We start from the raw sequence: 23,208 nt of genomic DNA on the forward strand, positions 1-23,208 counted from the left end.
AGTACAACGAGTTGTACTTGTTTACTCTTCGATTACAAGTGCTTTAACACCTGGTAAAATTTTTCCTTCTATTAACTCTAAAGAAGCTCCTCCACCAGTTGAGATAAATGTCATATCATCTTCATCACCAGTAACTCTTACTAAGTCTGCTGTATCTCCACCACCAACTACAGTTGTTGCAAATGACTGTGCAATAGTGTGAGATAATCTAGTACTTCCTTTAGCAAATTTTTCCATTTCATAAACACCCATTGGTCCATTCCATAAAATAGTATTTGCATCAGATAATGCTAATTTAAACATTTGTGCAGTTGCAGGTCCAATATCTAGTCCCATCCAGTTTTTAGGAATCTCTTGAATTGTTACATGTTTTGCAATAGCTTCTGAATCAAAAGCTTCTGCCGCAACAATATCAACAGGAAGATATAGTTTTACACCTAGTTTTTTAGCTTTTTCCATAATTGCAAGTGCTTCTGGAATTAAATCTTCTTCAACTAAAGAGTTACCAATTTCATGCCCTAAAGCTTTTAGGAATGTAAATGCCATTCCTCCACCAATTAAGATTTTATCTACTTTTGGAACTAAGTTATTTAAAGCTTCTAACTTTCCAGAAACTTTAGAACCACCAACTACAGAAACAAAAGGTCTCTTTGGATTATTTACAATGTGATGGAAGAATTTAATCTCTTTTGCTAATAAAAATCCTGCTGCTTTTTGATTCATTTCAAAATATTTAGTAATAGCTTCAACTGAAGCATGAGCTCTATGAGATACACCAAAAGCATCATTTACATAAACATCTGCCATAGAAGCAAGTCTTTTAGCAAACTCTTCATCGTTTTTCTTTTCACCTGGGTGATATCTTAAATTTTCTAATAATAAGATTTCACCAGCTTCTAGATTTTTTGCTAACTCAAGAGTATCATCTTCAACTACATTTTTAGCCATTTTAATCTCTTGTTTTAAAAGAGTATGTAGTCTTTTTGCTACTGGCTTTAATGAATATTTTTCATCATTTTCATCAGCTGGTCTACCAAAATGTGATGCTAATATAATTGAACAATCTCTATCAATACAGTATCTAATAGTATTTAAAGCAGATCTAATTCTTCTATCATCTGTGATGTTATTATATTCATCCATTGGAACATTAAAATCACATCTAATAAATACTTTTTTACCATCTATATCAATATTTCTAATCTCTTGTAGTTTCATACGCTTTTAAATCCTCTTAATTAGTTTGTTGCTACGTGAACACCCATGTCCACTAATCTTGTTGAATATCCCCACTCATTGTCATACCAAGATAATACTTTTACCATATTACCCTCAATTACTTGAATAGTATCAAGAGGTACAACTGTAGATAATGCTTCTCCAATGAAATCAGAGCTTACTCTATACTCTTCATCAACACCTAAAATACCTTTTAAGCTTCCTTCACTTGCAGTTTTAAATTGAGCACAAATATCTTCTAATGAAGCCTCTTTTTTAAGTGTAACTGTTAAATCAACTAAAGAAACATTTGGAGTTGGAACTCTAATTGCTTGACCATTTAATTTTCCATTTAAGTGTGGCATTACTTTTCCAATAGCTTTTGCAGCACCTGTACTTGCTGGAGTTAAGTTAGTTGCCCCTGCTCTACCTTTTCTTGGATCACTTTTGTGTTTAGAGTCTAAGATTGGTTGAGAAGCAGTATAAGAGTGAATTGTAGTCATTAAACCTTTTTCAATTCCAAATGCATCATCTAATACTTTTGCTACTGGTGCTAAACCATTAGTTGTACAAGAAGCATTTGAAACAATAGCTTGACCTGCATAAGTTTTCTCATTTGCACCCATTACAAAAGTTGGTGTATCATCTTTTGCAGGAGCAGACATAACTACTTTTTTAACTCCATTATCAACATAAGCTTGACATGCTTCACTTGTTAAAAATGCACCTGTACACTCTAATACAACATCAGCACCAAAGTCTGCAAAGTTTAACTTAGCAGGGTCTCTTTCTGCTAATAATTTTGCTTTATCATTTCCAATTTTTATAAACCCATCTTTTACTTCAATATCAGATCTATTTCCATGTACTGTATCATACTTTAAGTTATATTGAATCATCTCGTCAGATCCACTTGCGTTTACTGCTACTAATTCAACATCATCTCTATCTGCTACAATTTTAGCTACACATCTTCCTATTCTACCTAATCCATTAATTGCAACTTTAATAGCCATAGTTACCCTTTTGTAAATATTAATTTGGTAGATATTTTATCCAAAAGTTGCTATAATAATATTTAATCATAAATCAAAGGAAAAAAATAGGTGCAAATTGCTATTTTTGGGGGTAGTTTTGACCCACCTCATATAGGCCACCAAAGCATTGTAAAAAAGGCGATTAAAAAACTTGACATTGACCTTTTAATTGTTGTGCCTGCTTTTTTAAATCCTCTTAAAGTAAAATCATTTTTAGATGCAAAAACAAGATTTAAACTTTTAAAAAAGTTATTTTCAAAATTTGATAATGTAAAAGTTTCAAAATATGAAATCAAACAAGAAAGAGCGGTTTATTCAATAGAAACTATTAAATATATAAAAAAGAAGTATAATCCTTCAAAAATATATTTGATTATTGGCGCAGACAACTATAAAACATTTCACCTTTGGGATAGTTACAAAGAGATTAAAGAGCTTGTAACATTAGTTGTAGTGACAAGAGATGGCTATAAATATGAAATTAATGATGAAGTAAAAAGGTTAAAAGTAAATATTAAAATAAGTTCTACTGAGCTTAGAAATACTTTTAAAGTCTCATATATTCCTAAAAGAATAAGAGAAGAAGTAAAAAAAATTTGGAAAAAAAGAGGTAAAGTTTGAACAAAAGAATTGATGTAATCAAGAACGTACTAGTTGACAAAAAAGCAGAAAATGTAGAAGTTATAGATCTTACAGGAAAAGACTATATTGTTGATTTTGTTGTAATTGCTACAACACTTAACGCTAAGCATGCATTTGCTTTATTAAATCACTTAAAAACAGAATTAAAACCATTAGGTGAAGATTTTATAAGAGTTGATGAAAATGATGATTGGACAATTTGTGATTTAGGTGATATGTTTATCAACCTAATGAGTGAAGCAGCAAGAGAAAAATACTCACTAGAAGAGTTCTTAGAAGAAATTAAAACTAGCAAATAATAAAAAGGAAGGTTTCCCTTCCTTCTTTAATTTATCCCCTACCTGTTAAAAGCTTATTATAATTAGAGGTTGCATCTCGTGCACCACCCATATTGTCAGTTAAGATTGCAATACCTATTGCTATGACAAATATAATAATAAACCATTTCATGTTACATCGTCTCCTTAGGCCTTATTCCTAATAAATTCAGTGTTGTTTTAATTGTAAGAGAACAAAGACTTAATACTTTTAAGAATTCATCTTCTCTTTCATTACCAACAATTTTATTATCGTTATAAAATCTATGAATTGATGAAGCTAAAGAGTATAAGTAATCAGTTACTTTTTGCATATCTCTTTTTGCAAAGGCTTCATTTAATACACTTGGTAATAATAATGATTCATAAACTAAGTTTAATGCATCATCATTTAAGTTTTCATAAGAGATACTTGAAATATCATCAAAAGTTTTTTCAGCTTTTTTGAAAACTTGGTTAATTCTTGCATACGCATAATTAATATAGAATATAGGATTTGAACTATCTTGATTTTTTAATTTATCAATATCAAAATCTAAATGAGTATCACTTTTCTTAGTTAAGAAAACAAATCTTAATGCATCTGGACCAATCTCTTCAACGATATCAGACATTAAAATAACATTTCCTGCTCTCTTACTCATCTTATATGGTTCTCCACCTTTAAGTAACTGAACCATTTGAGCAAGTAATACTTCTAGTTTTTTAGAGTCGTTTCCTAAGAATTCAATTGCAGCTTTTACCCTTGCAATATATCCATGGTGGTCTGCACCCCAAATATTAATATACCTATCAAAATTTCTATCATACTTGTTTTTGTGATAAATAATATCACCAGCTAAATATGTTGGAATACCATTATCTCTTACAACAACTCTATCAACATCATCTCCTAATTCAGAAGATTTAATCCATAGTTTGTCGTCTTTTTCATAAAGCGAACCATTATTTTGTAGTACATCTCTTGTACTATCCCAAGAGCTATAAAGAGATTTTTCACTTACATAGTTATCAAATACAATACCTAAATCAGCCATATCTTTTTTGATTAATTCAAGAACTCTTTCTTTAGCAAATAGTGCTAATTCCATTTGTCTTGATTCATCATTAAAGATTTCAGTTCCTAATTCTTGCTCTACTTCTTTAGCAATATCAAAAAGGTAATCACCTCTATAATACTTCTCTGGATATTCAACTTCTTGCTTTAAAATAGTCTCTTGACCAGCTAAAGCTAATGAAAGTCCAAGTAGATCCATTTGAGCACCTGCATCATTTACATAATACTCAGTAGTAATATCATATCCAAGGTGTTTTCCAATCCTTGCTAATGCATCACCTGCAATTGCACCTCTTGCATGACCAATATGAAGAGGACCAGTTGGATTTGCACTTACATATTCTAAAAGAATTTTCTCATTTTGAGGTTCACCTTTAGCAAACTCTTCTTTAGAAGCTAATACTTTATTTGATTCTTCTTCTAAAAAGCTTTTAGAAAGTGTAAAGTTAATAAATCCTTTTACAGACTCTACCTTTTCAAATAAACTAGACTCAGCAAATTTAGCAGCTAGCTCTTCTGCAATAATCATTGGAGATTTTCTATACTCTTTTGCTAAAGAGAAAGCTACTGGCGTTGCAAAGTGACCTAAAGACATATCCTTAGGTTTCTCTAGAACAATCTCTTTTTCTAATATATTTTCAATATGATTCTTAACTATATTTTGCAATACACACTCACACTAAACTGTTTTAGTTTCGTCTTTTTTTGACTCAACGTTAGCTTCTTCATCTTTTTTTTCAATCTCATCTTTTTTATCAGTTGAAGCTACTTCTTCATCATCTTTAACAGCTTTTTTGAAGTTCTTAATACCACTTCCTAAACCTTTAGCAAGCTCTGGAATTTTCTTTCCACCAAAAAGTAAAAGTACTACTAGAGCGATTAATACCCACTCCATACCACCTGGCATACCCATGACAAATCCTTAATGTATAATTTTGAGATATTATATCTTTTTGAAGCTTAAAAAAAATGAGTCTGGGTTGTTTATTTTATAAGAAAGTGTAATAGCTTATAGCCACTTCCAGCAGCTAAAATTGTTCCAAAAAGATTTAGAAACATATTTGTAATTCCAAGTAAAAAAGAGCTTTGAAGTAAGAAAAAACTCTCAATAGCAAAAGTTGAATAAGTTGTAAGTGCACCTAAAAAACCAGTAACTAAAAAGGATTTTGTAATATCAGACATCATATTATGAGCAATAATTGCAAAAAGGCAACCTATAATAAAACTTCCTACAATATTTACAATAAGTATTCCAACTGGCAAATCAATAGGAAAGTGTTTGTTAGTCATATGCACAACATAAGAACGCGCAATTGCTCCTAAAAAACCACCTAATCCTACAGCTAAAAGAGTATGCCAGCTAAGAGTCATTTTACTTTGTCTCTTGCTCGAATACTTGGTTCATCTCTTTTTCTAAATCTTCAAACCAAGTAGTTCCTTTTTCAGCCTGAACAGGTTTTAAGAATTTAACTTTTACTACCCCTGGTTTTTGTTTTAATGACTGAGAATCTAAGATATCTCTTGTATTTAGAATAATTGCAGGTTGTACTTTTAGTTTTAGTTTATTTGCAAGCATTTGAGCCCCTGCTTTAAACTTAAGCATCTGCTTTCCATCACTTCTAGTTCCTTCAGGGAACATAGCAATTGGACGTCCTTTTGAAAGTCTATCTTTTGCTTCTTTTAAAAGATGAATAATACCTGCTTTATTCTCTCTATCAATAGAGATCATTCTTGGAGCTTTAATGATATGACCAAAAAAGAAAAGGTCAGAAATCTCTTTTTTAGCAACCCATGCTAAGTTTCTCGCATGAATATGTTCCATAATAATAATATCTAAAAGACTTTGGTGATTCATTACAACCATATCACATGATTCATCTATCTCACCTTCGATTTCAAGTTTTATTCCTAATAAATAAATTTGAATCTTCATCCAAATTTTGATTATTTCATGGGTTTTACTTCTAAACAGATACATTGCAACAACAACAATTGCAACTGTTATAGAAAATTGAATAAGAACAATTATTCCTCTAATTCTTGATAACATCGTCTTCCTTTACCCATCCAATAAATTTATCTTCGCCTCTTTTAAACATGATTTTTACAAAGCCATTTTTTCTTTTCATCTCTTCAACAGAAACTTGATTTGACATCTTTTGGAAAATAGTAGAGTTCTTTGTAGGTAAAATATAAATTACACTATTCTCTTTTAATTTTATACTTTTATTTGGCATTGCAAATAGCATAAATGCAATTGCAAACACTAAGAATAAAACTAAATAAATATATGACCTTTTCCAAACAAATAATATTAGGAAAATTACAGCGATTGCACCTATTGCTACTTTTTTGTAAAACTCAAAACTAGAGTTATTTGGGTTTAAATCTGTTTGAGTACTAACTAACTCTTCTTCAAATTTAATAGGTATAGTTATTTTCTCTAATCTTTTTAAATCTGTATTATAATAGTTAAAGGCAATTGTTTTTTGATGAATAGGAATAACAACATAATAAATCATATGTTGATTTGGATAGTTGTCTTCTATTAAAGTTACACCTTGTTCTTCAAAACCTTTGATATAAAAATCTTCAAAGTTTGAAAAAGTAGCTTCTAAATCTATAATTGCTAAAGCTTGTTTATTTGTATACTGCTTTGCTTTTGTATTTAAAATTGTTAACTCTTTTGCAATTACATTAGAAAATATTGTATCTGCTTTTGCTACTTCTGAGAAAGTTATCTTAGGAGGAAGTAGCTTTCTACTCTCTACTAAAACATTATTATCGAAAAGTTTAACTTCTATTGTTGGTAATAAAAAGTTAGAATCATAAGCTTTAAAATAGTATTTATTTTCATATACATTTTTTGTGTTACCTTCAAGTTGCCATTGACTTTGAGCATTTAAAGGTAGCATATTTACACCATCTATAAAGTGTGTCTCAATTCTATCATAATTATTTCTTGTAATTAATGCTTTAACATCAACTTCAAATCTTTGATTTTTATAGATATGTTTTGGATAGTTTTTATATGATAGATATAAGTTTTTACTTACAACTAAAGGTGCTGTTTGAGCACCTTCAGTTATAGAGCCTTCTTCTTGTGTGAATCTATTTATAGTATTTATGTTTCTATCGTTTGTACCATTAAATACAGAACTCTCTTCTTTGACAAAGTCATTTGAAAAAACTACACTAAATAAAACAAAAACTAATACTACTATTTTTTTCACTATTTTAAGAACCCTTTTAACATTGCAACACCATCATCACAACCTAGTAATTCTTCCATTGCTCTTTCTGGGTGAGGCATAAGACCAAATACATTTTTATCTTTATTACAGATACCTGCAATATTAGCTACAGAACCATTTAAGTTCATAACTTCACCATTTTCATCACAATACTTTAAAAGAATTTGATTATTTGATTCAAGCTCTTTTAATCCTGCTTCATCAATAAAATAGTTACCATCATGGTGAGCAACTGGAATATTTACAACTTCATCTTTTTTAAGTAGAGATAAAAAAGTATTATCATTATTGATAACTTTTAAGTTGTTGTATTTTGAAATAAAATGTAAAGAATCATTTCTTTTCATAGCACCAGGTAATAATCCAGCTTCTAAAAGAATTTGGAAACCATTACAAATACCTAAAACTTTACCACCATTTGCAGCATAGTCTTGAACTGATTCCATAATATTTGCAAATCTAGCAATTGCACCAGACCTTAAGTAATCTCCATAAGAGAATCCACCAGGAATAACTAATAAATCAGTATTAGCTGGAATCTCTTTATCCTTATGCCAAATAATAGTAACTTCACAACCTAGTTTTTCAAAAGCATATTTTGTGTCATATTCACAATTAGTACCAGGAAATTGTAATACAGATACATTCATAATATTAACCTATTATTTCGATTTGATAATCTTCAATTACAGTATTAGCAAGAAGCTTTTCACACATTTCTGTAACTTCTTTTCTAGCATCTTCTTCATTTGAAGAGTTTAATTCCATAATAATTTGTTTACCAATTCTTACGTCTTTTACTACTTCTTTAAACCCAAGAGTATCTAAAGCGTGATGAGTCGCTTTACCTTGATCATCAAGTACACCTTGTTTTAATGCTACATTTACGATTGCTTTCATTTAATCTCTTTCCTTCTTATTTATTTAAAATTCTATTTAATACGTTTTCATAGGCAACTTTTAGTCCACCCTTACCTTTTCTAAATCTATCTTTATCCATAGATTCACCTGACTCTACATCCCAAAATCTACAGTTATCAGGAGATAACTCATCAATTAAAATGATATTTCCATTAGCGTCATAACCAAACTCTAATTTAAAATCAACTAACTTTAATCCCTTTTCAAAGAAATAAGGTCTTAAAATATCGTTTATTTCTCTAGCTACTCTTCTTAGTTTGTCTAACTCATCTTGATGATTTACAAGTCCTAAAAGTAATGCATGTTGGTCATTAATCTTTGGATCACCTAAAGCATCATTTTTATAGTCAAATTCAACTAAAGTAAATGGTAAAACTGTTCCATCTTCAATACCTAAAGTTCTTGTTAAAGAACCAGTTGCAATATTTCTAATAATAACTTCTATTGCAATAACTTTACATTTTTTATGAAGCATATTATTGTCATCAAGCATTTTTTCAAAGTGTGTTTGAATTCCATTTGCATTTAATAATTTAAATAATTCTGTAGAGATTTTATTGTTTAATGCACCCTTACCAGCCTCTTCAGACTTCATTTCACCATTAAACGCTGTTAAATCATCTTTAAATTCAGAAATTAAAAGATTCTCATCTTCTGTTTTCCAAATTCTTTTCGCTTTACCTTCATATAAAAGCTCAGTTTTATTCATCTGTGTTGTTCCTTTTATTTCATTATTATTAAACTTTTTAAAATACCAATAGCTGTATTTAATTGGTTATCTTTTGTGATATCCTCTTCAGTTAAAGTTTTCTTATTCTCTTTTTCTTCTTTATCTTTTTTTACGCCATTCTCTTTATTAAGCTCAACTTCTAAATGTTTCTTTAAATCTGCTTCTTTTAATTTAAACTCTGCATTTTTTTCACTAACAACTTCACCCTCATGTGAAATTACATCAGGAGTAATTCCCTTAGCTTGAATTGTTCTTCCACTTGGTAAATAGTATTTTGCAATAGTAATTTTAATATTTTCACTTCTATCTTGTGTGATTGGTAAAATAGCTTGAACAGAACCTTTTCCAAAAGTCTCTTCACCAATTACAACAGCTCTTTTATGGTCTTGTAAAGCACCACTTACAATCTCTGAAGCTGATGCTGAACCACCATTAACTAAAACTACAACTGGAACATCTGTCATAGTCTCTGCAATTGTTGCATTAAACTTCTCTTCTTCTGCGCTATTTCTTCCCTTTTGAGAAACAATTACTCCCTCATCAACAAATAAATCAACAACGCCAATTGCTTGTGTTAATAATCCACCTGGGTTGTTTCTTAAATCTAAAATAATACCTTTTGTTTTTGGGTTATTTTTAATAGCTTTTTTTAAGTTTGTAGTAACTTTTCTATCAAAACTTGAAACTCTTACATATAATAAATCTTCATTTTCAATAGTTTTAGAAAATACTGATTGAATTTTAATAATATCTCTTATAATATCAATCTTAATTGGTTTATTTTCACCTTCTCTAACAACTGTTAAAACAATAGGAGTTTTAGCTTTTCCTCTCATAAGAGAAACAGCTTCATCTAGTGTCATATTTAAAGTTGAATTATCATCAATCTTTAAAATAATATCCCCTGCTTTTACCCCTGCTTTATAAGCTGGTGTATCATCAATTGGAGAAATAACAGTTAATGCTCCATCTCTCATACCAACAGTAATACCAAGACCCCCAAACTCACCTTGAGTTTGAATACTCATCTCTTTTGATGACTTTTTATCTAAATATGTAGAGTGTGCATCTAGTTCTTGCATAAGACCTTTAAGTGCCTTATCAACAATCTCTTGAAGTTTGATATCATCAACATAATACTTTTCAACAGTACCAATAACTTGTGTTAGTTTTGAAAGAGACTCAAACCTACTTTGGTTATTCTCTTCTTCCGTTTGTTCATTCGCGAAAATTGATTGAGATAGTAGTAAAACAATCGATGAAATTAATATAAACCTATTCATAAATCAACCTTAATTCTTTAATAAGAACACGATTATATAAAAATTTTCATAAAAGTAAGGTTTTATAATTTTTTTTGTATTATTTAAACCTAAATTTAAATGAAGGTTTTAAATGAGTCTTAAAGAAAATGTTGACTATGTAAAAGAAGAACTAAATAGCGAAGAGAAATTCCTAGAAGGTTTCGTTAGAGTTGAAAGATTTTACAAAAAATATAAGATAATTATTATCTTAGCACTAATCGTAATAATTGGTTTAGTTATTGGTCTATATGCAACAAAAACTATTCAAGCTTCAAATAAACTAGACGCGAATATTGCATTTAATAAACTAATGGAAAATCCAGATGATGCAGAAGCTAAGAGTACATTAAAAGATAAAAGCCAACAACTATATGAAGTTGCACTTTATGCACAATCATTAGAAAAAGGACAGTTCAACGAAACTGAACTTAGATACTTTAAACAACTTGTTGCTTATCAAAAAGCTTTAGAAGAACAAAATATTGATAAACTAAATGAAGTTTCAATGGAAAAAGACTTTTTATTAAAAGAGTTTGCAATCTTCAATAAAGCATTAATTCAAGCAAAAGAAGGAAAGTATGAAGATGCAAAAGCAACTTTAAATCTTATCCCAGCTGATTCACAAGTTAATAACTTAGTTACAGCATTAAAACACTATCTAGTTACAAAATAAGGAAAATAAATGAAACACTTAATTTTATTTGCAAGTTTACTTTTTGTATTTGCAGGATGTTCTTCAAAAGAGTACTTTGAACCAGAAAATACTGCAGGAGACTACGAACTATCTGAGTCAAAAGCTTTAAATGGAAGTATTTCTTACTTCAACAAAGATGGGGCGACTTTAGATAGCCAAGATATTATTACAAAAAGAGGTGTTTCTCAATTTAAAATACCTGAAGGATACAAATTCTTAAATATTGTAGATGATACTGTTATTGCTTCTAACTATAAAGATACTGTATTAGTTGGAGAAAAAGAGATTAAAGTTGATGCAGTAGTTGTAGCAGCTTCTAAAAACAATAATAAACTTGCTTTACTATTCTCTGATAATTCAATCATGTTATATGATATGAATACTGAGAAAACTTTATTAAAAGAGTATTACACTCACTCTTTTGTAAATGATACAAGAATTGCAAACCCTTACTTTATGAGTAATATTATTCTTTTCCCTACTTTAGATGGAAAGATTATTGTTGTATCTGATTCTAACAATAAAATTGTTAGAAATATTGTTGTTGATCCAAATGGACAATTTAACAATATCATTTTCCTAGATGTTGTAGATGATACACTTGTTGCAGCAACTGCAAATAAAGTAATCTCTGTTGGACAAGGAACTGTAAATCTTAAAGATTACAATGTTAGAGATATTATTACAAAAGATAAAAATATTTACATTGCAACTATTGATGGACAAATTATTAAAACTGATATCTCTTTAAATATTGTAGATAGAAGAAAATATAAATTTGCAAAAATTTACTCTTTAGCGTATGGTGAATCTTTATATGCCTTAGAATCTCAAGGTTATTTAATCAAGATTTCACAAGACTTTAAAACAGATGCAATTTATGAATTAGACTTTGACGAAGAGAAAAAAGTAATTGCATTAGAAGATACTATTTATTATGATGATGAATTCATCATTCTAAAATAAATTAAAAAGAGAACAAGGCTTTAGATGTCAACGGTTATACTTTTTATTTCTTATATTCTTATCTCAATGATTTTTACATGGAAATATGTAGATTTTATTAAAGAGAAGCAATGGGATATAAAAAGTGCAAGAACTTTACTGGCAATCTTTATAGCAATCATTGGATTACTACTACTTTCTGTACGTGTTGCTTTTTTAGGTGGTATAGAAGATGGAGAAAAGAATGTAATCAACTTAACTCTTATTTTAGGAGCAACAATAATTTTAATTATTGTGCTTCTTTCTCTTATTGTTATGCATCTTGTTAGAAAGATGAAATATATGGAAGTTACTTTCAAAATCTCAGAAAAAGACTCAGAAAGAGGCTCTTTATCAGAAAAAGAGATGACTTGCCTTGTAGATAGAAATCAAGTACTTAACGTACAGAAAATAATCTCTCAACCACAAAACACTGCTATTTCAAAAAGTGAACCTTCAGAAGAAGAGTTCGAAATTATTGAAAAGAAATAAACAAGAAACCTAAGCTTTTAGATTTCTGTTTGCTATATTCTCAATTAAAACTGTTGCATAAGAACCCTTAGGCAAAGTAAATTTCAATGTACATTTTGATGTTTGTTTATTATATTTTACGCTTACATCTTTAGGATAAACAATAGCATCTCTTCTGTATCCTTTTTCTTGAATATATGTATCATCATAGTTTTCTTCAATTTTTCTAGCTTTTGTAATACTTCTAAAAGCATGCCTTCCTGGAAGTAAACCTGTAGGAACTATTTTTTTATTTAAAAAGTCTTGAATGATAGTTTCATTTAACTTCTTAGGTGTAAAGAACTTGTCATTTTTATACTCTCTAAAAACATCACCATCTAAAGGTTCAAACTCATTTTCACTTTTATTAACTCTTTCTACTAACCACTTATTATAAAAATCACTTTGATATGCAGAAACAAGCATTTTTGCTAGTTTTCTATCTTTTATAAGTAAATCCCCATAAATATATCTTCTTGCTTTATCAAGGTTCTCTTTAGCCTCATGACCAAATCTTTGAAAACCAAAATAGTTTGGCATACCAATTTTTGAAATCTCTTTTAATAATTTCTCTATTTTAAAAACATCTTCTTCTTTTACATCATGTAGTCTTATCTCAAAACTATTACCTTCTAAATCACCAATATTTAGTTTAGTACTATGTAAAAAAGTCTCTTTGATTTCAATTTTTGGATGTCTAAATTTTTTTAAATCTTTTGCATATTTTCTTGGAATAGATATATACTGAGTTGTTGTTGCATTTTTATCTTTTAGTCCTGCATAACCTAACTCATTTTCATATATTTTTAAGCCCTTTGATAAACTCTCTAATAAATCCCAAGTTCCAAGACTCTTTTTCTTTATTTTTGCAATAATAAAGTTTCCCTTGTTTGTGAACTTTATAGGGTTTTCTACTACAATAAAATCATCTGGATTTTGATAAAACTTAAAGTTTATTGCTTTATGGTTTTGTATAAATTCTCTTTTTATCATTTACTTTTCTTTTTTAAATTTTTGGTATTATATAACAATCTTATTGTTTAAAAGGTTTAATGTATGGATATGGAAAAAATTCAAACAATTATTAAAGAGTTTTCCACAAAAAGAGATTGGGAAAAGTTTCACAATCCAAAGAATCTAGCTATGGCTTTAAGCGTAGAAGCCTCTGAACTAGTTGAAATCTTTCAATGGTTAGATCTAGAACAAGCACAAAATCTAAATTCTGATAAAAAGACTCATGCAAAAGAAGAGATTGCAGATATTGCTGTTTATTTAATAAGAATGTGTATGAAATTAGATATTGATTTAGAAGAAGCAATTATTGAAAAAATGAAAAAAAATGAAAAAAAATATCCTTTACTTGATGAAAATGGAAATAAAATTGATTATGGGAAGAAAAAATGAGAAAGATATATATTGCAGGACCTGACGTTTTTGAACAAGACTCAAAAGACATAGGAAAAAGATACTCTAATCTTTGTAAAGAGTATGGGTATGAAGGTTTATATCCATTAGACAATGTTGTAGACTTTAACCAAGAGAAAAAGAAAATTGCAAAAGATATATACAAAGCAAACAAAAATTTAATTGACTCTTGTGATATAGTAATTGCAAACCTTAATTCTTTTAGAGGAAAAGAGAGTGATAGTGGAACTGTTTGGGAGTGTGGTTATGCAACTGCAAAGGGCAAAAAAGTCTATGGTTATTTACATAGACATAATAGCTACCAAGAACAGTTCACAAGTGAAGAAAAAATGTCTAGTAAAGATGGTTTTATAGACTTACAAGGAAGAGTTATAGAAGACTTTGACTACCCTGTTAACTTAATGATTGCATGCTCTGTTGAAACAATAGTAGTAGGTGATTTTGAAGATGTACTAAAAATTTTAGAAAATTAAATATTTAAATAGTATAATCACAAAAATTATTAAAGGAAGACTCCATTCAAATTAGTTCTAAACAAAAAATAAAAAATTTAAGAAGCCTTTTTACAATAATCTTTGTTTTATTAGCTGCTTTTAGTTTAGTTATTTTTGACTACATTTCTACAAAAACAAAAGAGTATCACCTAAACCAAAAAACAATGACATACGAAAGAGCTTATCATACTATTTATGACCAATATAAAGAGCTTTCTTATGTTGTTTTTACAGGTCTTTTAAAACTTACAGATGTACAAAATGAATTTAAATATATAAATAATAAAACAGAAAAAGAAAAAAAAGAGATAAAAAGAGAACTATATATCAAAGTGTTAAATAGATTTAATACTTTAGATGATAAAAAGCTTACAAATATTACTTTTATACTTCCAAATAGTGAAATCTTTTTAGACATGAAACAACCCCTAACAAAAACTTCTATGAATGAAAATAAAAGAGCTTTTAATTTTGTAAAAAATAATAAAGAAGATATGGATAGCTTTGAAGTAAAAGATGAAGATACAGGTTTTAACTTTTTATATTCAATTAAAGTAGAAAATGAAGTTGTTGGGTTTTTAAATATTACTTTTAGTGAACAAGCAATTACTTCTTCACTAATGAAGCAATATTATGTTCTTACAAACTTTATTATTAAAGATGATAACTTTTCAAAAGAGTATTTAAAAACTACTAAAGAGTACAAAGCTGCTCATTTTGATGGTTTCTTGCACAATACAAATATCTTAACTGAATTAAGAGACGTTTCAAGAAAAGATATTTTAGTTTTAAAACCAAGTAAAAGTATGTCTATTAAAATATATAAAGAAGCAATGGAAAATAAAGCTAACTCTATTTTTATAAACAAAGATAATATCATAGTTACAACTATTCCAATTATGAATAAACTTAGAAATAAACAAGAGGCTTTTTTAGCAATATTAAGTAAAGAAGATGGACTTAGTAATTTAGAAAAAACCTATAAACTTATACTTCTACTTTTAATATTTTTATACCTGTCTATTTTATTAGCTCTATATTTTTTAATATCAAGAAGTATTGCTGAAAAAAATAGTTTAAATAAAATTATCAAAAAAGACAAACAGCTATTAGAGCAGATGAAACTTGCTCAAATGGGTGAGATGATAGGAAACATTGCCCACCAATGGAGACAGCCTTTATCTACTATTAGTACTGCTGCAAGTGGTCTAAAAATGAAACATGAATTTGATATGTTAGAAAAAGATGATATCCCAGAATTTACAGATACAATAGTTACAAATACAAAATATCTTTCAGAAACAATTGATACTTTTAGAGACTTTATTAAAGAAGAAAAAGAGACAAAAGAGATTGTGATTCAAGAAAGAATAGATGAGACACTAAAAATTGTAAGAGCAAGTTTAGAAAATAGTCATATTAAACTTATAAATAATATCGACTATGAAAACCCTATTAAAGTTGAGCTTGTTGCAGAAGAGTTAGCTCAGGTTTTAATCAACATTTTAAACAATGCCAAAGATGTAATTCTTCAAAGAAAAATAGAAGATGGAACAATTACACTTGCTTTAATAAAAACAAATAAAAACTTCAAAATAACTATCGAAGATAATGCTAAAGGCATTGAAAAAGATGTATTACCTAAAATATTTGACCCATACTTCACTACAAAACATCAGTTTCATGGAACAGGCTTAGGTTTATATATGAGTAAGATTATTGTAGAGAAGCACCTTTTTGGTCAGCTTGAAGTTGAAAATACTAAAAAAGGAGCAAAGTTTACTATAACTATTCCCTTATAGTAAACTACTTACTCAACAACTTTTGTAAACTCTTCATAAAGATTATTTGTAAGAGGAGTTTCAAGTTTTAGTTCTAAATCTATTGGCTTTTCATTTTTATAAGATTTGGTATTTGCCAATCCTAAATAAATAAAAGGCTGAACCTTTTTATCAACATGTGAAAATTTTCTTACAAAGATATGAAGTTTAACTGCGTGTTTTTTGTTTTCAATAAGTCTTTTTCCATCACCTTTATCGTAACTCATAGAAGGCTTACTTGAATAAGTAAAAAGTTCTTTTGAAAGAAAAGCATTTTCATACTTGGCACCCTTTGTAAACTTATCTTTTTCAATAGTTATAAAAAGGAAGAAATCATCTTTAAACTTTAAAAAACCACTTCCTCTAAAAGAGCTATGAATTTTATCAAAATTGCATAATTGGGCGATATTTAACATATTGTATTTTTCATAAAGTTTTAAAAATGGTAAACCATAGTTCTTTACACCAAACTCTTTTTCATATTTTATTAAAGCATAATTTATAGAATCTAAAAGTAAATCTCTTTTAAAATCACTTGCTAATAATTCATCAAACTCTTTAGTTCTAGATAAAGTATCTCTTTTTAAAGTAGCAAGTTTCAAAAACCTTTGCTTCTGAGCAGAATCAAAAAACTGCTCATCTAAAAATCTAAAACTATGAATAAGTGTTTCTTCACTAACTTCTTTTAAATACTTTTTTAAATACTCAAGTGCAAAAGAAATAGAAGTCTCTTTATTTGATATTAGATACTTTAAAATTGCAAATTCATAAACTCTTTTTATTGGCATCAAGCCTTGAATAAACCTAAGAGCTTTTACAAAGTTTTCATCTTCGCATGCTTTTTTATAAGGGCTATTTTTCTCAACTTTACAAATAAACTCTTCGTAGGATTTAGAGTAAGAAATAAAGTCTAAGATATCTATATATTCATCATAATGAATATAATCACTAAGTCTAGGAATAGTCTTTAGATTTTGCGAAGTTTTAAACTCTAAATACTGCTCTTTTAAATATTTCAAACTATTAAAGTTTTCGTTTTCAATTTGTTCTAAAACTCTTCTTTTAGCAATTTCATCCATGATAATATGAGCATTAGGAAAGTTTGAGAAATTATTGTTTAGTGATAATTTTATACTATCTTTATCAAAACGTTTTTTACCTACAAGTGATAAAGCAATAAGATAAGCTCTATTATGATTTCCAATAAAATCAAGTACTGTTAAAAACTCTTTATCACTATTTTTTCTTAATCCTCTTCCTAGCTGTTGTACAAATACAATTGAAGAGTTTGTAGGTCGAAGCATCAAAACAGTATTTACATTTGGAATATCAACACCTTCATTAAATATATCCACAGTGAAAATAACTTCAAGTTCATTCGTACTACTTTGCAGTTTTTTAATAGAGTTTTCTCTTTTTATAATAGAGTCTTCACTTGTTAAGGCTGTTGCTTTAATTCCTCTTTTATTAAACTCTTCACTCATAAAATTTGCATGCTCTTTAGAAGCACAAAAGCCTAAGGCTCTTCTTTTGTCTCCACTAAACCCATAAAAGTTCATCTTCTCAATGATAAAATCAACTCTTTTATTTATCATCAAAAACTTTGAAAGCTTTTTTATATTTGTTAAATCAATATTCTCATAATCAAGCTCTTTTATATCTTCAATTCCAAAATAGTGAAAAGAACTTACTAAGCTTTTTTCTAAAGCTTCATTCAAAGTTACTTCACAGGCTAAATTATCATCAAAAAAATCAAAAATAGAAACCTCATCAGTTCTATTTGCAGTTGCTGTAAGTCCTAATAAAAACCTTGGTTTAAAGTAGCTTTTTACACACTCATAACTTTTACTTGCTATATGATGAGCCTCATCAACTACTATATAGTCAAACTCTTGGGCTTCAAACTTTTTGTAGTATTTACTTAGTGTTTGAATTGTTGCAAAAATAAACTCACATTTTGTATCTTTTTTATTTCCCGTAAAAAAGCCCATAGTTTTGTCTTTAATTACAGCTTCAAAACTCTTTCTAGCACTAATTAAGATATCTTCTCTATGAACTATAAATAATACTTTCTTTGCATCAAACTGTTTTATATCAAAGACACTTAAAAAAGTTTTTCCTATTCCTGTTGATGCAATTGCAAGGGCTTTATTTTCACCACTATTTCTTAAAAAGTCTAGCCTTTGTAAAGCCTCTTTTTGCATAAGATTTAATCTAAACTCTTTTCGTGTAAAACTTTGTATTGGCTCTTGTTTTAACTTAAAACTTTTATACTCATCTAAAAACTCTTTATCTACATATATTGAATTATCCCAAAGTTTATTAAAATCAGAAAAAAGCTCTTTTATAAAAACATCTTCTTTTTTTAAAACTGTTTTAATATTCCACTCTATATTTGATTTAAAAGCACTTGCTGTTAAGTTTGAAGAACCAATTAACAGTTTATACTCATCTTCAAACTCAAAGATATAAGCTTTTGGATGGAAGCCTATTTGATTATTTGCACTATCAAATATCTTAAGCTCGATATTTTCAAACTCTTTTATTTTTTCTAAGGCTTTTTCATCTGTAAAGTTAAGATATGTAGAACTTAAGACTTTTCCTTTAATTCCTCTTTGTTCACACTTTTTTAGGTTTTGAAGTATAAGTTGAAGTCCTGAATAGTTTATAAATGCAACATTAAAATAAAAACTCTTACATGAGTCTAACAAGGATACAAACTGATTATAAAAATTACTATCTTGGGAATTTGTTATTAATTTAAGATTTTTCAAAAAAGAGATTTCCTTTTTAGATTTTATACTCTAAAAGTATCTCTTTTTTTATAAATTTAGTTGTGGCATTTGATGTTGCCTCAGCATCTATTTTAGGAGCACACCCTGCTTCGTATGCTTCTTTCCATCTTAAAGCACATAAACACCATTTATCACCCTCTTGTAAACCAGGGAATCCAAACTGTGGTACTGGTGTTGTTAAGTCATTACCTTGTTTTTTAGAAAACTCTAAAAACTCATTTGTCATGATTGCACACACTGTATGAGTTCCATGGTCTTCTGGGCTTGTTCGACAAACTCCATCTCTATAAAAACCTGTCATTGGAGAAGTACAACAAACGCTTAAGTTTGTTCCTAAAATATTTGTTTGCATTTTTTATCCTTTTAATTGTCACGATTTTATAGTTTTAAACTTTAGGATAAAAAAAGTTTCTAAACTGTATTAATAAATTTATCTTTTTATAATTTTTATTATTTGAGAGTTATTCTATGATAGTAAGTTTTGTTCCTAAGTCTGCCATTCCACAATTATATAAAAAACTAGTTACTATACCATTTACTCCTGTTTTAGCATAATCTTGAACATTTGAGATATTTATTCCACCTGCTGCTAATATATTTATATTCTCATAACAGTATCTATTTTTATACTCAATTACCTCTTCTATAAGCTCAAGACTTGCTTTATCTATTTGAATAACATCAACTCCATATTGCATTAAAGCTTTTATATCATCAAAACAAGAAGACTCTACTATAATCTTTTTTTCTGGTGCCATTTTTTTATACTTATTTATTTGTTGATAAAACTCTTTATTTGAACTATATATTTCTCTATGTTGTTTAAAAAAAAGTATAGTTTCACTTAGACCTAAACGATGAGGCATAGCACCACCATTTAAAATTGAGTTTATACAAAACTTTTTAGAAAATGGAAAACTCTTTCTAGTTGTAAGAAGTTCACAAGAAGGATTAACTTCTTTTATAAGCATTAGCATCTTATTTGTTTGTGTAGCTATTTTACAACTATACTCTAAAAGTACTTGCACTAATTTATAAGCTTGATGAACATTATTATAGTCCCCTTCAAACTCTAATATTGTTTCACCCTTTGTAAGTTTAGTTCTATTTGAAACAAAGAAGTTTACTTTACAAGATAAAAGTTCGGCAATTCTTGCAGCTTCCTTTGAAGAAGATACAATAATATCCTCCCTTGTAAAAACTTTTAGATTTGCTTTTTTATCTTTACACTCTTGAAGATGAGTGGTTAAATCAAAATATGGTAAATCCTCTTTTATATACTCTTGTAATTCACTATCACTAAAAGTAAGCATATTGTTTAACCTTTTATTGTAGGAGCAAAAGCTTTTGTACTTACTCGAATATCTTGCCCTACTTTTAACTCTTTTGCTTCATTTGATGTTATTGTTACTTCAACTAGTTGTTGCCCTATTGCTATAATTGCAATATAAATCACATCTACTTTTACAATATCAAGAACTTTTCCCTCAAAAGAGAACTTTGCACTTCCACTTGTTTTAAGTAGCACACTTTTCGCATCTCCATCATCTACAACATTTCCGTCTTTTAAAACAATTACTCTATTGCTAAGTTTATAAATTTCACTTGGGTCATGACTTACTAAAATAGTTGTTGTTTCAAACTCTTTATGTAGTTGTAATATCTCATCTTGAAGTTTAATTCTCATATTTGGGTCTAATGCAGATAAAGGTTCATCCATTAAAAGAAGTTTTGGTCTATTCATCATAGCCCTACAAAGACTTACACGCTGTTTTTGTCCACCACTTAAACTATTTGGTAATCTATTTGCTAAGGCTTCCAAATCTGTTATTTTTAAAAGATGACTTGCTAACTCTTTATCTTTATTTACAAAAAATAGATTCTCTATTACTGTCATATTAGGGAAAAGTGCATAGTCTTGGAAAACAAAACCTATTTTTCTTTTTTGTACTGGCAAAAACTCTTTTTCATCTTGCCAAATTTCATTATCAACTTTTATAATTCCTTCTGCCTTTTCAAGTCCAGCTAAACTTCTAAGCAGAGTTGTTTTTCCACTTCCACTAAGTCCAGTTAAGGCTATAAAATCTTTATTATTAATATTTAAATTTACATCAAGATTCATAGCCCCTTGTGAGCCATGAAGTTCTTTTTTTATATCTATTTCTATCATCTATGTAATCCAGTAAATTTTTTATTATATTTTTGATTGAAAATATATACACAAAGTAAAACTATAAAACTAATTATCAACATAATTGCACTATAAATATGAGCAGAACTATAATCAATAATCTCTACAAACTCATAAATAGCAACTGCTGCAACTTTTGTTTCCCCAGGAATACTTCCACCAACCATTAAAACAACTCCAAACTCTCCAACTGTATGAGCAAAAGTTACTATAGTTGCTGTCATAAGTGCTGGTTTGATATTTGGTAAAGCTACTTTAATTAAAGTTTCAAATTTACTTTTTCCTGCTACATAACTTGCCTCAAGCATATTTTTATTTATACTTTCAAAACCACTTTGTAAAGGTTGAACCATAAAAGGCAAAGAGTAAAAACAACTAGCAATTACAACACCAGTAAAATTAAATACAAGTTTTATTCCTAATACTTCATCAAAGAAGCTTCCCACAGGAGAATTAATAGATAAAGACCAAAGAATATAAAAACCTATTACAGAAGGAGGTAATACAATTGGTAAAGCTGTCACTGCTTCTATAAAGGGTTTTGCCCTAGATTTGGTTTGAGATAAATACCAAGCTAGAGGCAAAGAAAAAATAAAAAGTATGATAGTAGTGATAAGGGCTAATTTAAATGAAATTAGCAAAGGGTTTAAATCTAGATTTGTAATTGCTTCAATCATTACTTATCTCCATTATTGCTAAATCACTCGCTTTAAATAATAAAACTATATCTTCATTTAAAAACAAGTTCATTTTCTCCAAAGAGTTTGTTGTAATAACTGCTTCAATTAGTGTTCCATTTACATCGCATATAACGCTACTTAGTAATTCACCTATTTCTAAATTAGATATCTTTCCAAGGAGTTTATTTGAAGAACTTAAAAGTCCTTCAAAGTTTTTTGCTAAGGTTATGTTTGTAGGTTTTATGCTCAATAGAACTTTTTTATCTTCTTTCACCTTCTCATCTAAATCCAAACTAATCATTGTAAGAGTGTTTGTATTAAATGAAAAAGAGACTAGATTTAAACTCTGTTTACTTTTTATTTTTGTAACTATTGCCTCTAGTTTATTCATGGTACTAAATATCCAAACTCTTTAAATATTTTTTTTGCTTTCTCGCTTAAAATAAAGTCATAAAAAGCTTTTACTTCTTTATTCTTATCAGCATTTTTTAGAATAATAATCCCTTGATTAATTGGTGTATATAGTTTTGGGTCAACATCGGTCCAATTAATTCCTTCTTTATACTTTGCCATCTTATCACTATATAAAGATGACTTAGCAATAAATCCAAGTTGCGCTCCTGTAATTGCATAAGAAACAGTTTGAGAAATTGACTCAGCATATACAAACTTCTTTTCAATACTTTCATATAGTTTTGCATTTTTTAAAGCTTCAACCGCAGCTTTTCCATAAGGAGCTGTTTTAGGGTTTGCTATTGCTATTTTTTCAATATTTTCTTCACTTACAATATTTATTCCATTTGAAAAATCTTGTTTTTTAGAACTTAAAAGTGCAAGACTTCCTTGAGCATAAATCAATGGCTTAGTTAAACTTAACCCATCATTATCTAAAGTAATTGGATACTTCATATTTGCAGCCATAAATAGCTGATATGGAGCTCCATTTTTTATTTGAGCTGTTAACTTACCACTACTTCCTAAAGTAACTAATACTTTAGTATTAGGGTTTTGTTTATTAAACTCTTTAATTAAATCATCAATTGCATAACTTACATTTGCTGCAACTGCAATATTTATTGTGTTTGCTACTAAACTTGAAGTTAAAACAAACAACAAAAACAAAAACTTTTTCATC

Annotated in this window: 27 protein-coding genes; 8 read left to right on the forward strand and 19 right to left on the reverse strand. The window is 28.5% G+C overall.

Annotated elements, in window-relative coordinates; all coding sequences use genetic code 11:
• Positions 1-21: 21 nt before the first annotated feature.
• Positions 22-1,218: a phosphoglycerate kinase gene (locus CRV03_RS09350; protein ID WP_129084874.1), complete on the reverse strand. Its 1,197-nt coding sequence runs from the start codon at positions 1,216-1,218 to the stop codon at positions 22-24.
• A 20-nt stretch (positions 1,219-1,238) separates the two neighbouring features.
• Positions 1,239-2,234 carry a type I glyceraldehyde-3-phosphate dehydrogenase gene (gap, locus tag CRV03_RS09355; RefSeq protein WP_129084875.1) on the reverse strand — a complete coding sequence of 332 codons (996 nt, stop codon included), beginning with the start codon at positions 2,232-2,234 and terminating at the stop codon, positions 1,239-1,241.
• Between the two features lie 90 nt (positions 2,235-2,324).
• Here gap and nadD point away from each other — a divergent pair, with 90 nt between their 5' ends.
• A complete protein-coding gene (nadD, locus tag CRV03_RS09360; protein ID WP_129084876.1) occupies positions 2,325-2,876 on the forward strand; it encodes a nicotinate (nicotinamide) nucleotide adenylyltransferase in 552 nt (183 codons plus the stop codon).
• Positions 2,873-3,196, forward strand: a complete 324-nt coding sequence (rsfS, locus tag CRV03_RS09365; protein ID WP_129084877.1) for a ribosome silencing factor — start codon at positions 2,873-2,875, stop codon at positions 3,194-3,196. Before nadD ends, rsfS begins: the two co-directional genes overlap by 4 nt.
• A gap of 152 nt (positions 3,197-3,348) precedes the next feature.
• Here the strand turns inward: rsfS and argS are convergent, their stop codons facing one another.
• The 9 genes from argS to CRV03_RS09410 all read right to left on the reverse strand — a co-directional run bounded on the left by argS (position 3,349) and on the right by CRV03_RS09410 (position 10,459).
• Complete coding sequence (argS, locus tag CRV03_RS09370) at positions 3,349-4,938, reverse strand: arginine--tRNA ligase (RefSeq protein WP_129084878.1); 1,590 nt, start codon at positions 4,936-4,938, stop codon at positions 3,349-3,351.
• A gap of 12 nt (positions 4,939-4,950) precedes the next feature.
• Positions 4,951-5,184: a twin-arginine translocase TatA/TatE family subunit gene (tatA, locus tag CRV03_RS09375; protein WP_129084879.1), complete on the reverse strand. Its 234-nt coding sequence runs from the start codon at positions 5,182-5,184 to the stop codon at positions 4,951-4,953.
• A gap of 71 nt (positions 5,185-5,255) precedes the next feature.
• Positions 5,256-5,642, reverse strand: a complete 387-nt coding sequence (crcB, locus tag CRV03_RS09380) for a fluoride efflux transporter CrcB (RefSeq protein ID WP_129084880.1) — start codon at positions 5,640-5,642, stop codon at positions 5,256-5,258.
• Position 5,643: 1 nt separating this feature from the next.
• Complete coding sequence (locus CRV03_RS09385; protein ID WP_129084881.1) at positions 5,644-6,321, reverse strand: 1-acyl-sn-glycerol-3-phosphate acyltransferase; 678 nt, start codon at positions 6,319-6,321, stop codon at positions 5,644-5,646.
• A complete protein-coding gene (locus CRV03_RS09390; RefSeq protein ID WP_129084882.1) occupies positions 6,305-7,504 on the reverse strand; it encodes a hypothetical protein in 1,200 nt (399 codons plus the stop codon). The genes CRV03_RS09385 and CRV03_RS09390 overlap by 17 nt, the downstream gene beginning before the upstream one ends.
• Positions 7,504-8,175 (reverse strand): phosphoribosylformylglycinamidine synthase I, encoded by a 672-nt coding sequence (purQ, locus tag CRV03_RS09395; protein WP_129084883.1) that lies wholly within the window; start codon positions 8,173-8,175, stop codon positions 7,504-7,506. The genes CRV03_RS09390 and purQ overlap by 1 nt, the downstream gene beginning before the upstream one ends.
• 4 nt (positions 8,176-8,179) lie before the next feature.
• A complete protein-coding gene (gene purS, locus CRV03_RS09400) occupies positions 8,180-8,425 on the reverse strand; it encodes a phosphoribosylformylglycinamidine synthase subunit PurS (RefSeq protein ID WP_129006712.1) in 246 nt (81 codons plus the stop codon).
• A 16-nt stretch (positions 8,426-8,441) separates the two neighbouring features.
• Positions 8,442-9,155 (reverse strand): phosphoribosylaminoimidazolesuccinocarboxamide synthase, encoded by a 714-nt coding sequence (gene purC / locus CRV03_RS09405; protein ID WP_129084884.1) that lies wholly within the window; start codon positions 9,153-9,155, stop codon positions 8,442-8,444.
• A gap of 14 nt (positions 9,156-9,169) precedes the next feature.
• Entirely contained in the window at positions 9,170-10,459 is a 1,290-nt protein-coding gene (locus CRV03_RS09410) for a S41 family peptidase (protein WP_129084885.1), read from the reverse strand.
• A 112-nt stretch (positions 10,460-10,571) separates the two neighbouring features.
• On the opposite strand from CRV03_RS09410, the gene CRV03_RS09415 reads away from it, so the two are divergent.
• The 3 genes from CRV03_RS09415 to CRV03_RS09425 are packed head-to-tail and all read left to right on the forward strand — an operon-like array spanning position 10,572 to position 12,650.
• Positions 10,572-11,153, forward strand: a complete 582-nt coding sequence (locus CRV03_RS09415; RefSeq protein ID WP_129084886.1) for a tetratricopeptide repeat protein — start codon at positions 10,572-10,574, stop codon at positions 11,151-11,153.
• Positions 11,154-11,162: 9 nt separating this feature from the next.
• The gene (locus tag CRV03_RS09420; protein WP_129084887.1) at positions 11,163-12,140 is read left to right on the forward strand and encodes a hypothetical protein; all 978 of its coding nucleotides are present in this window, start codon (positions 11,163-11,165) and stop codon (positions 12,138-12,140) included.
• 24 nt (positions 12,141-12,164) lie between these two features.
• On the forward strand, positions 12,165-12,650 hold the full coding sequence (locus CRV03_RS09425) for a hypothetical protein (RefSeq protein ID WP_129084888.1): 486 nt from the start codon (positions 12,165-12,167) through the stop codon (positions 12,648-12,650).
• Between the two features lie 9 nt (positions 12,651-12,659).
• Here CRV03_RS09425 and CRV03_RS09430 read toward each other — a convergent pair whose 3' ends face one another.
• Positions 12,660-13,661: a tRNA pseudouridine(13) synthase TruD gene (locus CRV03_RS09430; protein WP_129084889.1), complete on the reverse strand. Its 1,002-nt coding sequence runs from the start codon at positions 13,659-13,661 to the stop codon at positions 12,660-12,662.
• Positions 13,662-13,724: 63 nt separating this feature from the next.
• Here CRV03_RS09430 and CRV03_RS09435 point away from each other — a divergent pair, with 63 nt between their 5' ends.
• From CRV03_RS09435 to CRV03_RS09445, 3 genes are all read left to right on the forward strand, one after another.
• On the forward strand, positions 13,725-14,072 hold the full coding sequence (locus CRV03_RS09435; RefSeq protein WP_129084890.1) for a nucleotide pyrophosphohydrolase: 348 nt from the start codon (positions 13,725-13,727) through the stop codon (positions 14,070-14,072).
• Complete coding sequence (locus tag CRV03_RS09440; RefSeq protein WP_129084891.1) at positions 14,069-14,566, forward strand: nucleoside 2-deoxyribosyltransferase; 498 nt, start codon at positions 14,069-14,071, stop codon at positions 14,564-14,566. Before CRV03_RS09435 ends, CRV03_RS09440 begins: the two co-directional genes overlap by 4 nt.
• A 185-nt stretch (positions 14,567-14,751) precedes the next feature.
• Positions 14,752-16,389, forward strand: a complete 1,638-nt coding sequence (locus CRV03_RS09445) for a sensor histidine kinase (RefSeq protein WP_129084892.1) — start codon at positions 14,752-14,754, stop codon at positions 16,387-16,389.
• A gap of 8 nt (positions 16,390-16,397) precedes the next feature.
• Here CRV03_RS09445 and CRV03_RS09450 read toward each other — a convergent pair whose 3' ends face one another.
• The 7 genes from CRV03_RS09450 to modA form a co-directional block, all read right to left on the reverse strand.
• The gene (locus CRV03_RS09450) at positions 16,398-19,181 is read right to left on the reverse strand and encodes a DEAD/DEAH box helicase (RefSeq protein ID WP_129084893.1); all 2,784 of its coding nucleotides are present in this window, start codon (positions 19,179-19,181) and stop codon (positions 16,398-16,400) included.
• A 16-nt stretch (positions 19,182-19,197) separates the two neighbouring features.
• Positions 19,198-19,554 carry a DUF2237 family protein gene (locus tag CRV03_RS09455; protein WP_129084894.1) on the reverse strand — a complete coding sequence of 119 codons (357 nt, stop codon included), beginning with the start codon at positions 19,552-19,554 and terminating at the stop codon, positions 19,198-19,200.
• Positions 19,555-19,663: 109 nt separating this feature from the next.
• Entirely contained in the window at positions 19,664-20,515 is an 852-nt protein-coding gene (gene modD, locus CRV03_RS09460) for a ModD protein (RefSeq protein ID WP_129084895.1), read from the reverse strand.
• A 5-nt stretch (positions 20,516-20,520) separates the two neighbouring features.
• The gene (locus CRV03_RS09465; RefSeq protein WP_129084896.1) at positions 20,521-21,372 is read right to left on the reverse strand and encodes an ABC transporter ATP-binding protein; all 852 of its coding nucleotides are present in this window, start codon (positions 21,370-21,372) and stop codon (positions 20,521-20,523) included.
• Entirely contained in the window at positions 21,369-22,070 is a 702-nt protein-coding gene (modB, locus tag CRV03_RS09470; protein ID WP_129084897.1) for a molybdate ABC transporter permease subunit, read from the reverse strand. The genes CRV03_RS09465 and modB overlap by 4 nt, the downstream gene beginning before the upstream one ends.
• Positions 22,063-22,464 (reverse strand): molybdopterin-binding protein, encoded by a 402-nt coding sequence (locus CRV03_RS09475; protein WP_129084898.1) that lies wholly within the window; start codon positions 22,462-22,464, stop codon positions 22,063-22,065. Before CRV03_RS09475 ends, modB begins: the two co-directional genes overlap by 8 nt.
• Complete coding sequence (gene modA / locus CRV03_RS09480) at positions 22,461-23,207, reverse strand: molybdate ABC transporter substrate-binding protein (protein WP_129084899.1); 747 nt, start codon at positions 23,205-23,207, stop codon at positions 22,461-22,463. The genes CRV03_RS09475 and modA overlap by 4 nt, the downstream gene beginning before the upstream one ends.
• Position 23,208 lies beyond the last annotated feature (1 nt).

Source organism: Arcobacter sp. F155 (assembly GCF_004116455.1).
Lineage (GTDB): Bacteria > Campylobacterota > Campylobacteria > Campylobacterales > Arcobacteraceae > Halarcobacter.

Coding starts and splice junctions, on each gene's coding strand:
- CRV03_RS09435 (WP_129084890.1), top strand. CDS start 13,725: ATGGATATGGAAAAAATTCAAACAATTATTAAAGAGTTTTCCACAAAA.
- CRV03_RS09350 (WP_129084874.1), bottom strand. CDS start 1,218: ATGAAACTACAAGAGATTAGAAATATTGATATAGATGGTAAAAAAGTA.
- purC (WP_129084884.1), bottom strand. CDS start 9,155: ATGAATAAAACTGAGCTTTTATATGAAGGTAAAGCGAAAAGAATTTGG.
- CRV03_RS09455 (WP_129084894.1), bottom strand. CDS start 19,554: ATGCAAACAAATATTTTAGGAACAAACTTAAGCGTTTGTTGTACTTCT.
- CRV03_RS09445 (WP_129084892.1), top strand. CDS start 14,752: ATGACATACGAAAGAGCTTATCATACTATTTATGACCAATATAAAGAG.
- modA (WP_129084899.1), bottom strand. CDS start 23,207: ATGAAAAAGTTTTTGTTTTTGTTGTTTGTTTTAACTTCAAGTTTAGTA.
- CRV03_RS09440 (WP_129084891.1), top strand. CDS start 14,069: ATGAGAAAGATATATATTGCAGGACCTGACGTTTTTGAACAAGACTCA.
- CRV03_RS09475 (WP_129084898.1), bottom strand. CDS start 22,464: ATGAATAAACTAGAGGCAATAGTTACAAAAATAAAAAGTAAACAGAGT.
- CRV03_RS09420 (WP_129084887.1), top strand. CDS start 11,163: ATGAAACACTTAATTTTATTTGCAAGTTTACTTTTTGTATTTGCAGGA.
- tatA (WP_129084879.1), bottom strand. CDS start 5,184: ATGGGTATGCCAGGTGGTATGGAGTGGGTATTAATCGCTCTAGTAGTA.
- CRV03_RS09430 (WP_129084889.1), bottom strand. CDS start 13,661: ATGATAAAAAGAGAATTTATACAAAACCATAAAGCAATAAACTTTAAG.
- purQ (WP_129084883.1), bottom strand. CDS start 8,175: ATGAATGTATCTGTATTACAATTTCCTGGTACTAATTGTGAATATGAC.
- CRV03_RS09410 (WP_129084885.1), bottom strand. CDS start 10,459: ATGAATAGGTTTATATTAATTTCATCGATTGTTTTACTACTATCTCAA.
- modD (WP_129084895.1), bottom strand. CDS start 20,515: ATGCTTACTTTTAGTGATAGTGAATTACAAGAGTATATAAAAGAGGAT.
- purS (WP_129006712.1), bottom strand. CDS start 8,425: ATGAAAGCAATCGTAAATGTAGCATTAAAACAAGGTGTACTTGATGAT.
- gap (WP_129084875.1), bottom strand. CDS start 2,234: ATGGCTATTAAAGTTGCAATTAATGGATTAGGTAGAATAGGAAGATGT.
- CRV03_RS09385 (WP_129084881.1), bottom strand. CDS start 6,321: ATGTTATCAAGAATTAGAGGAATAATTGTTCTTATTCAATTTTCTATA.
- modB (WP_129084897.1), bottom strand. CDS start 22,070: ATGATTGAAGCAATTACAAATCTAGATTTAAACCCTTTGCTAATTTCA.
- CRV03_RS09415 (WP_129084886.1), top strand. CDS start 10,572: ATGAGTCTTAAAGAAAATGTTGACTATGTAAAAGAAGAACTAAATAGC.
- CRV03_RS09465 (WP_129084896.1), bottom strand. CDS start 21,372: ATGATAGAAATAGATATAAAAAAAGAACTTCATGGCTCACAAGGGGCT.
- CRV03_RS09425 (WP_129084888.1), top strand. CDS start 12,165: ATGTCAACGGTTATACTTTTTATTTCTTATATTCTTATCTCAATGATT.
- crcB (WP_129084880.1), bottom strand. CDS start 5,642: ATGACTCTTAGCTGGCATACTCTTTTAGCTGTAGGATTAGGTGGTTTT.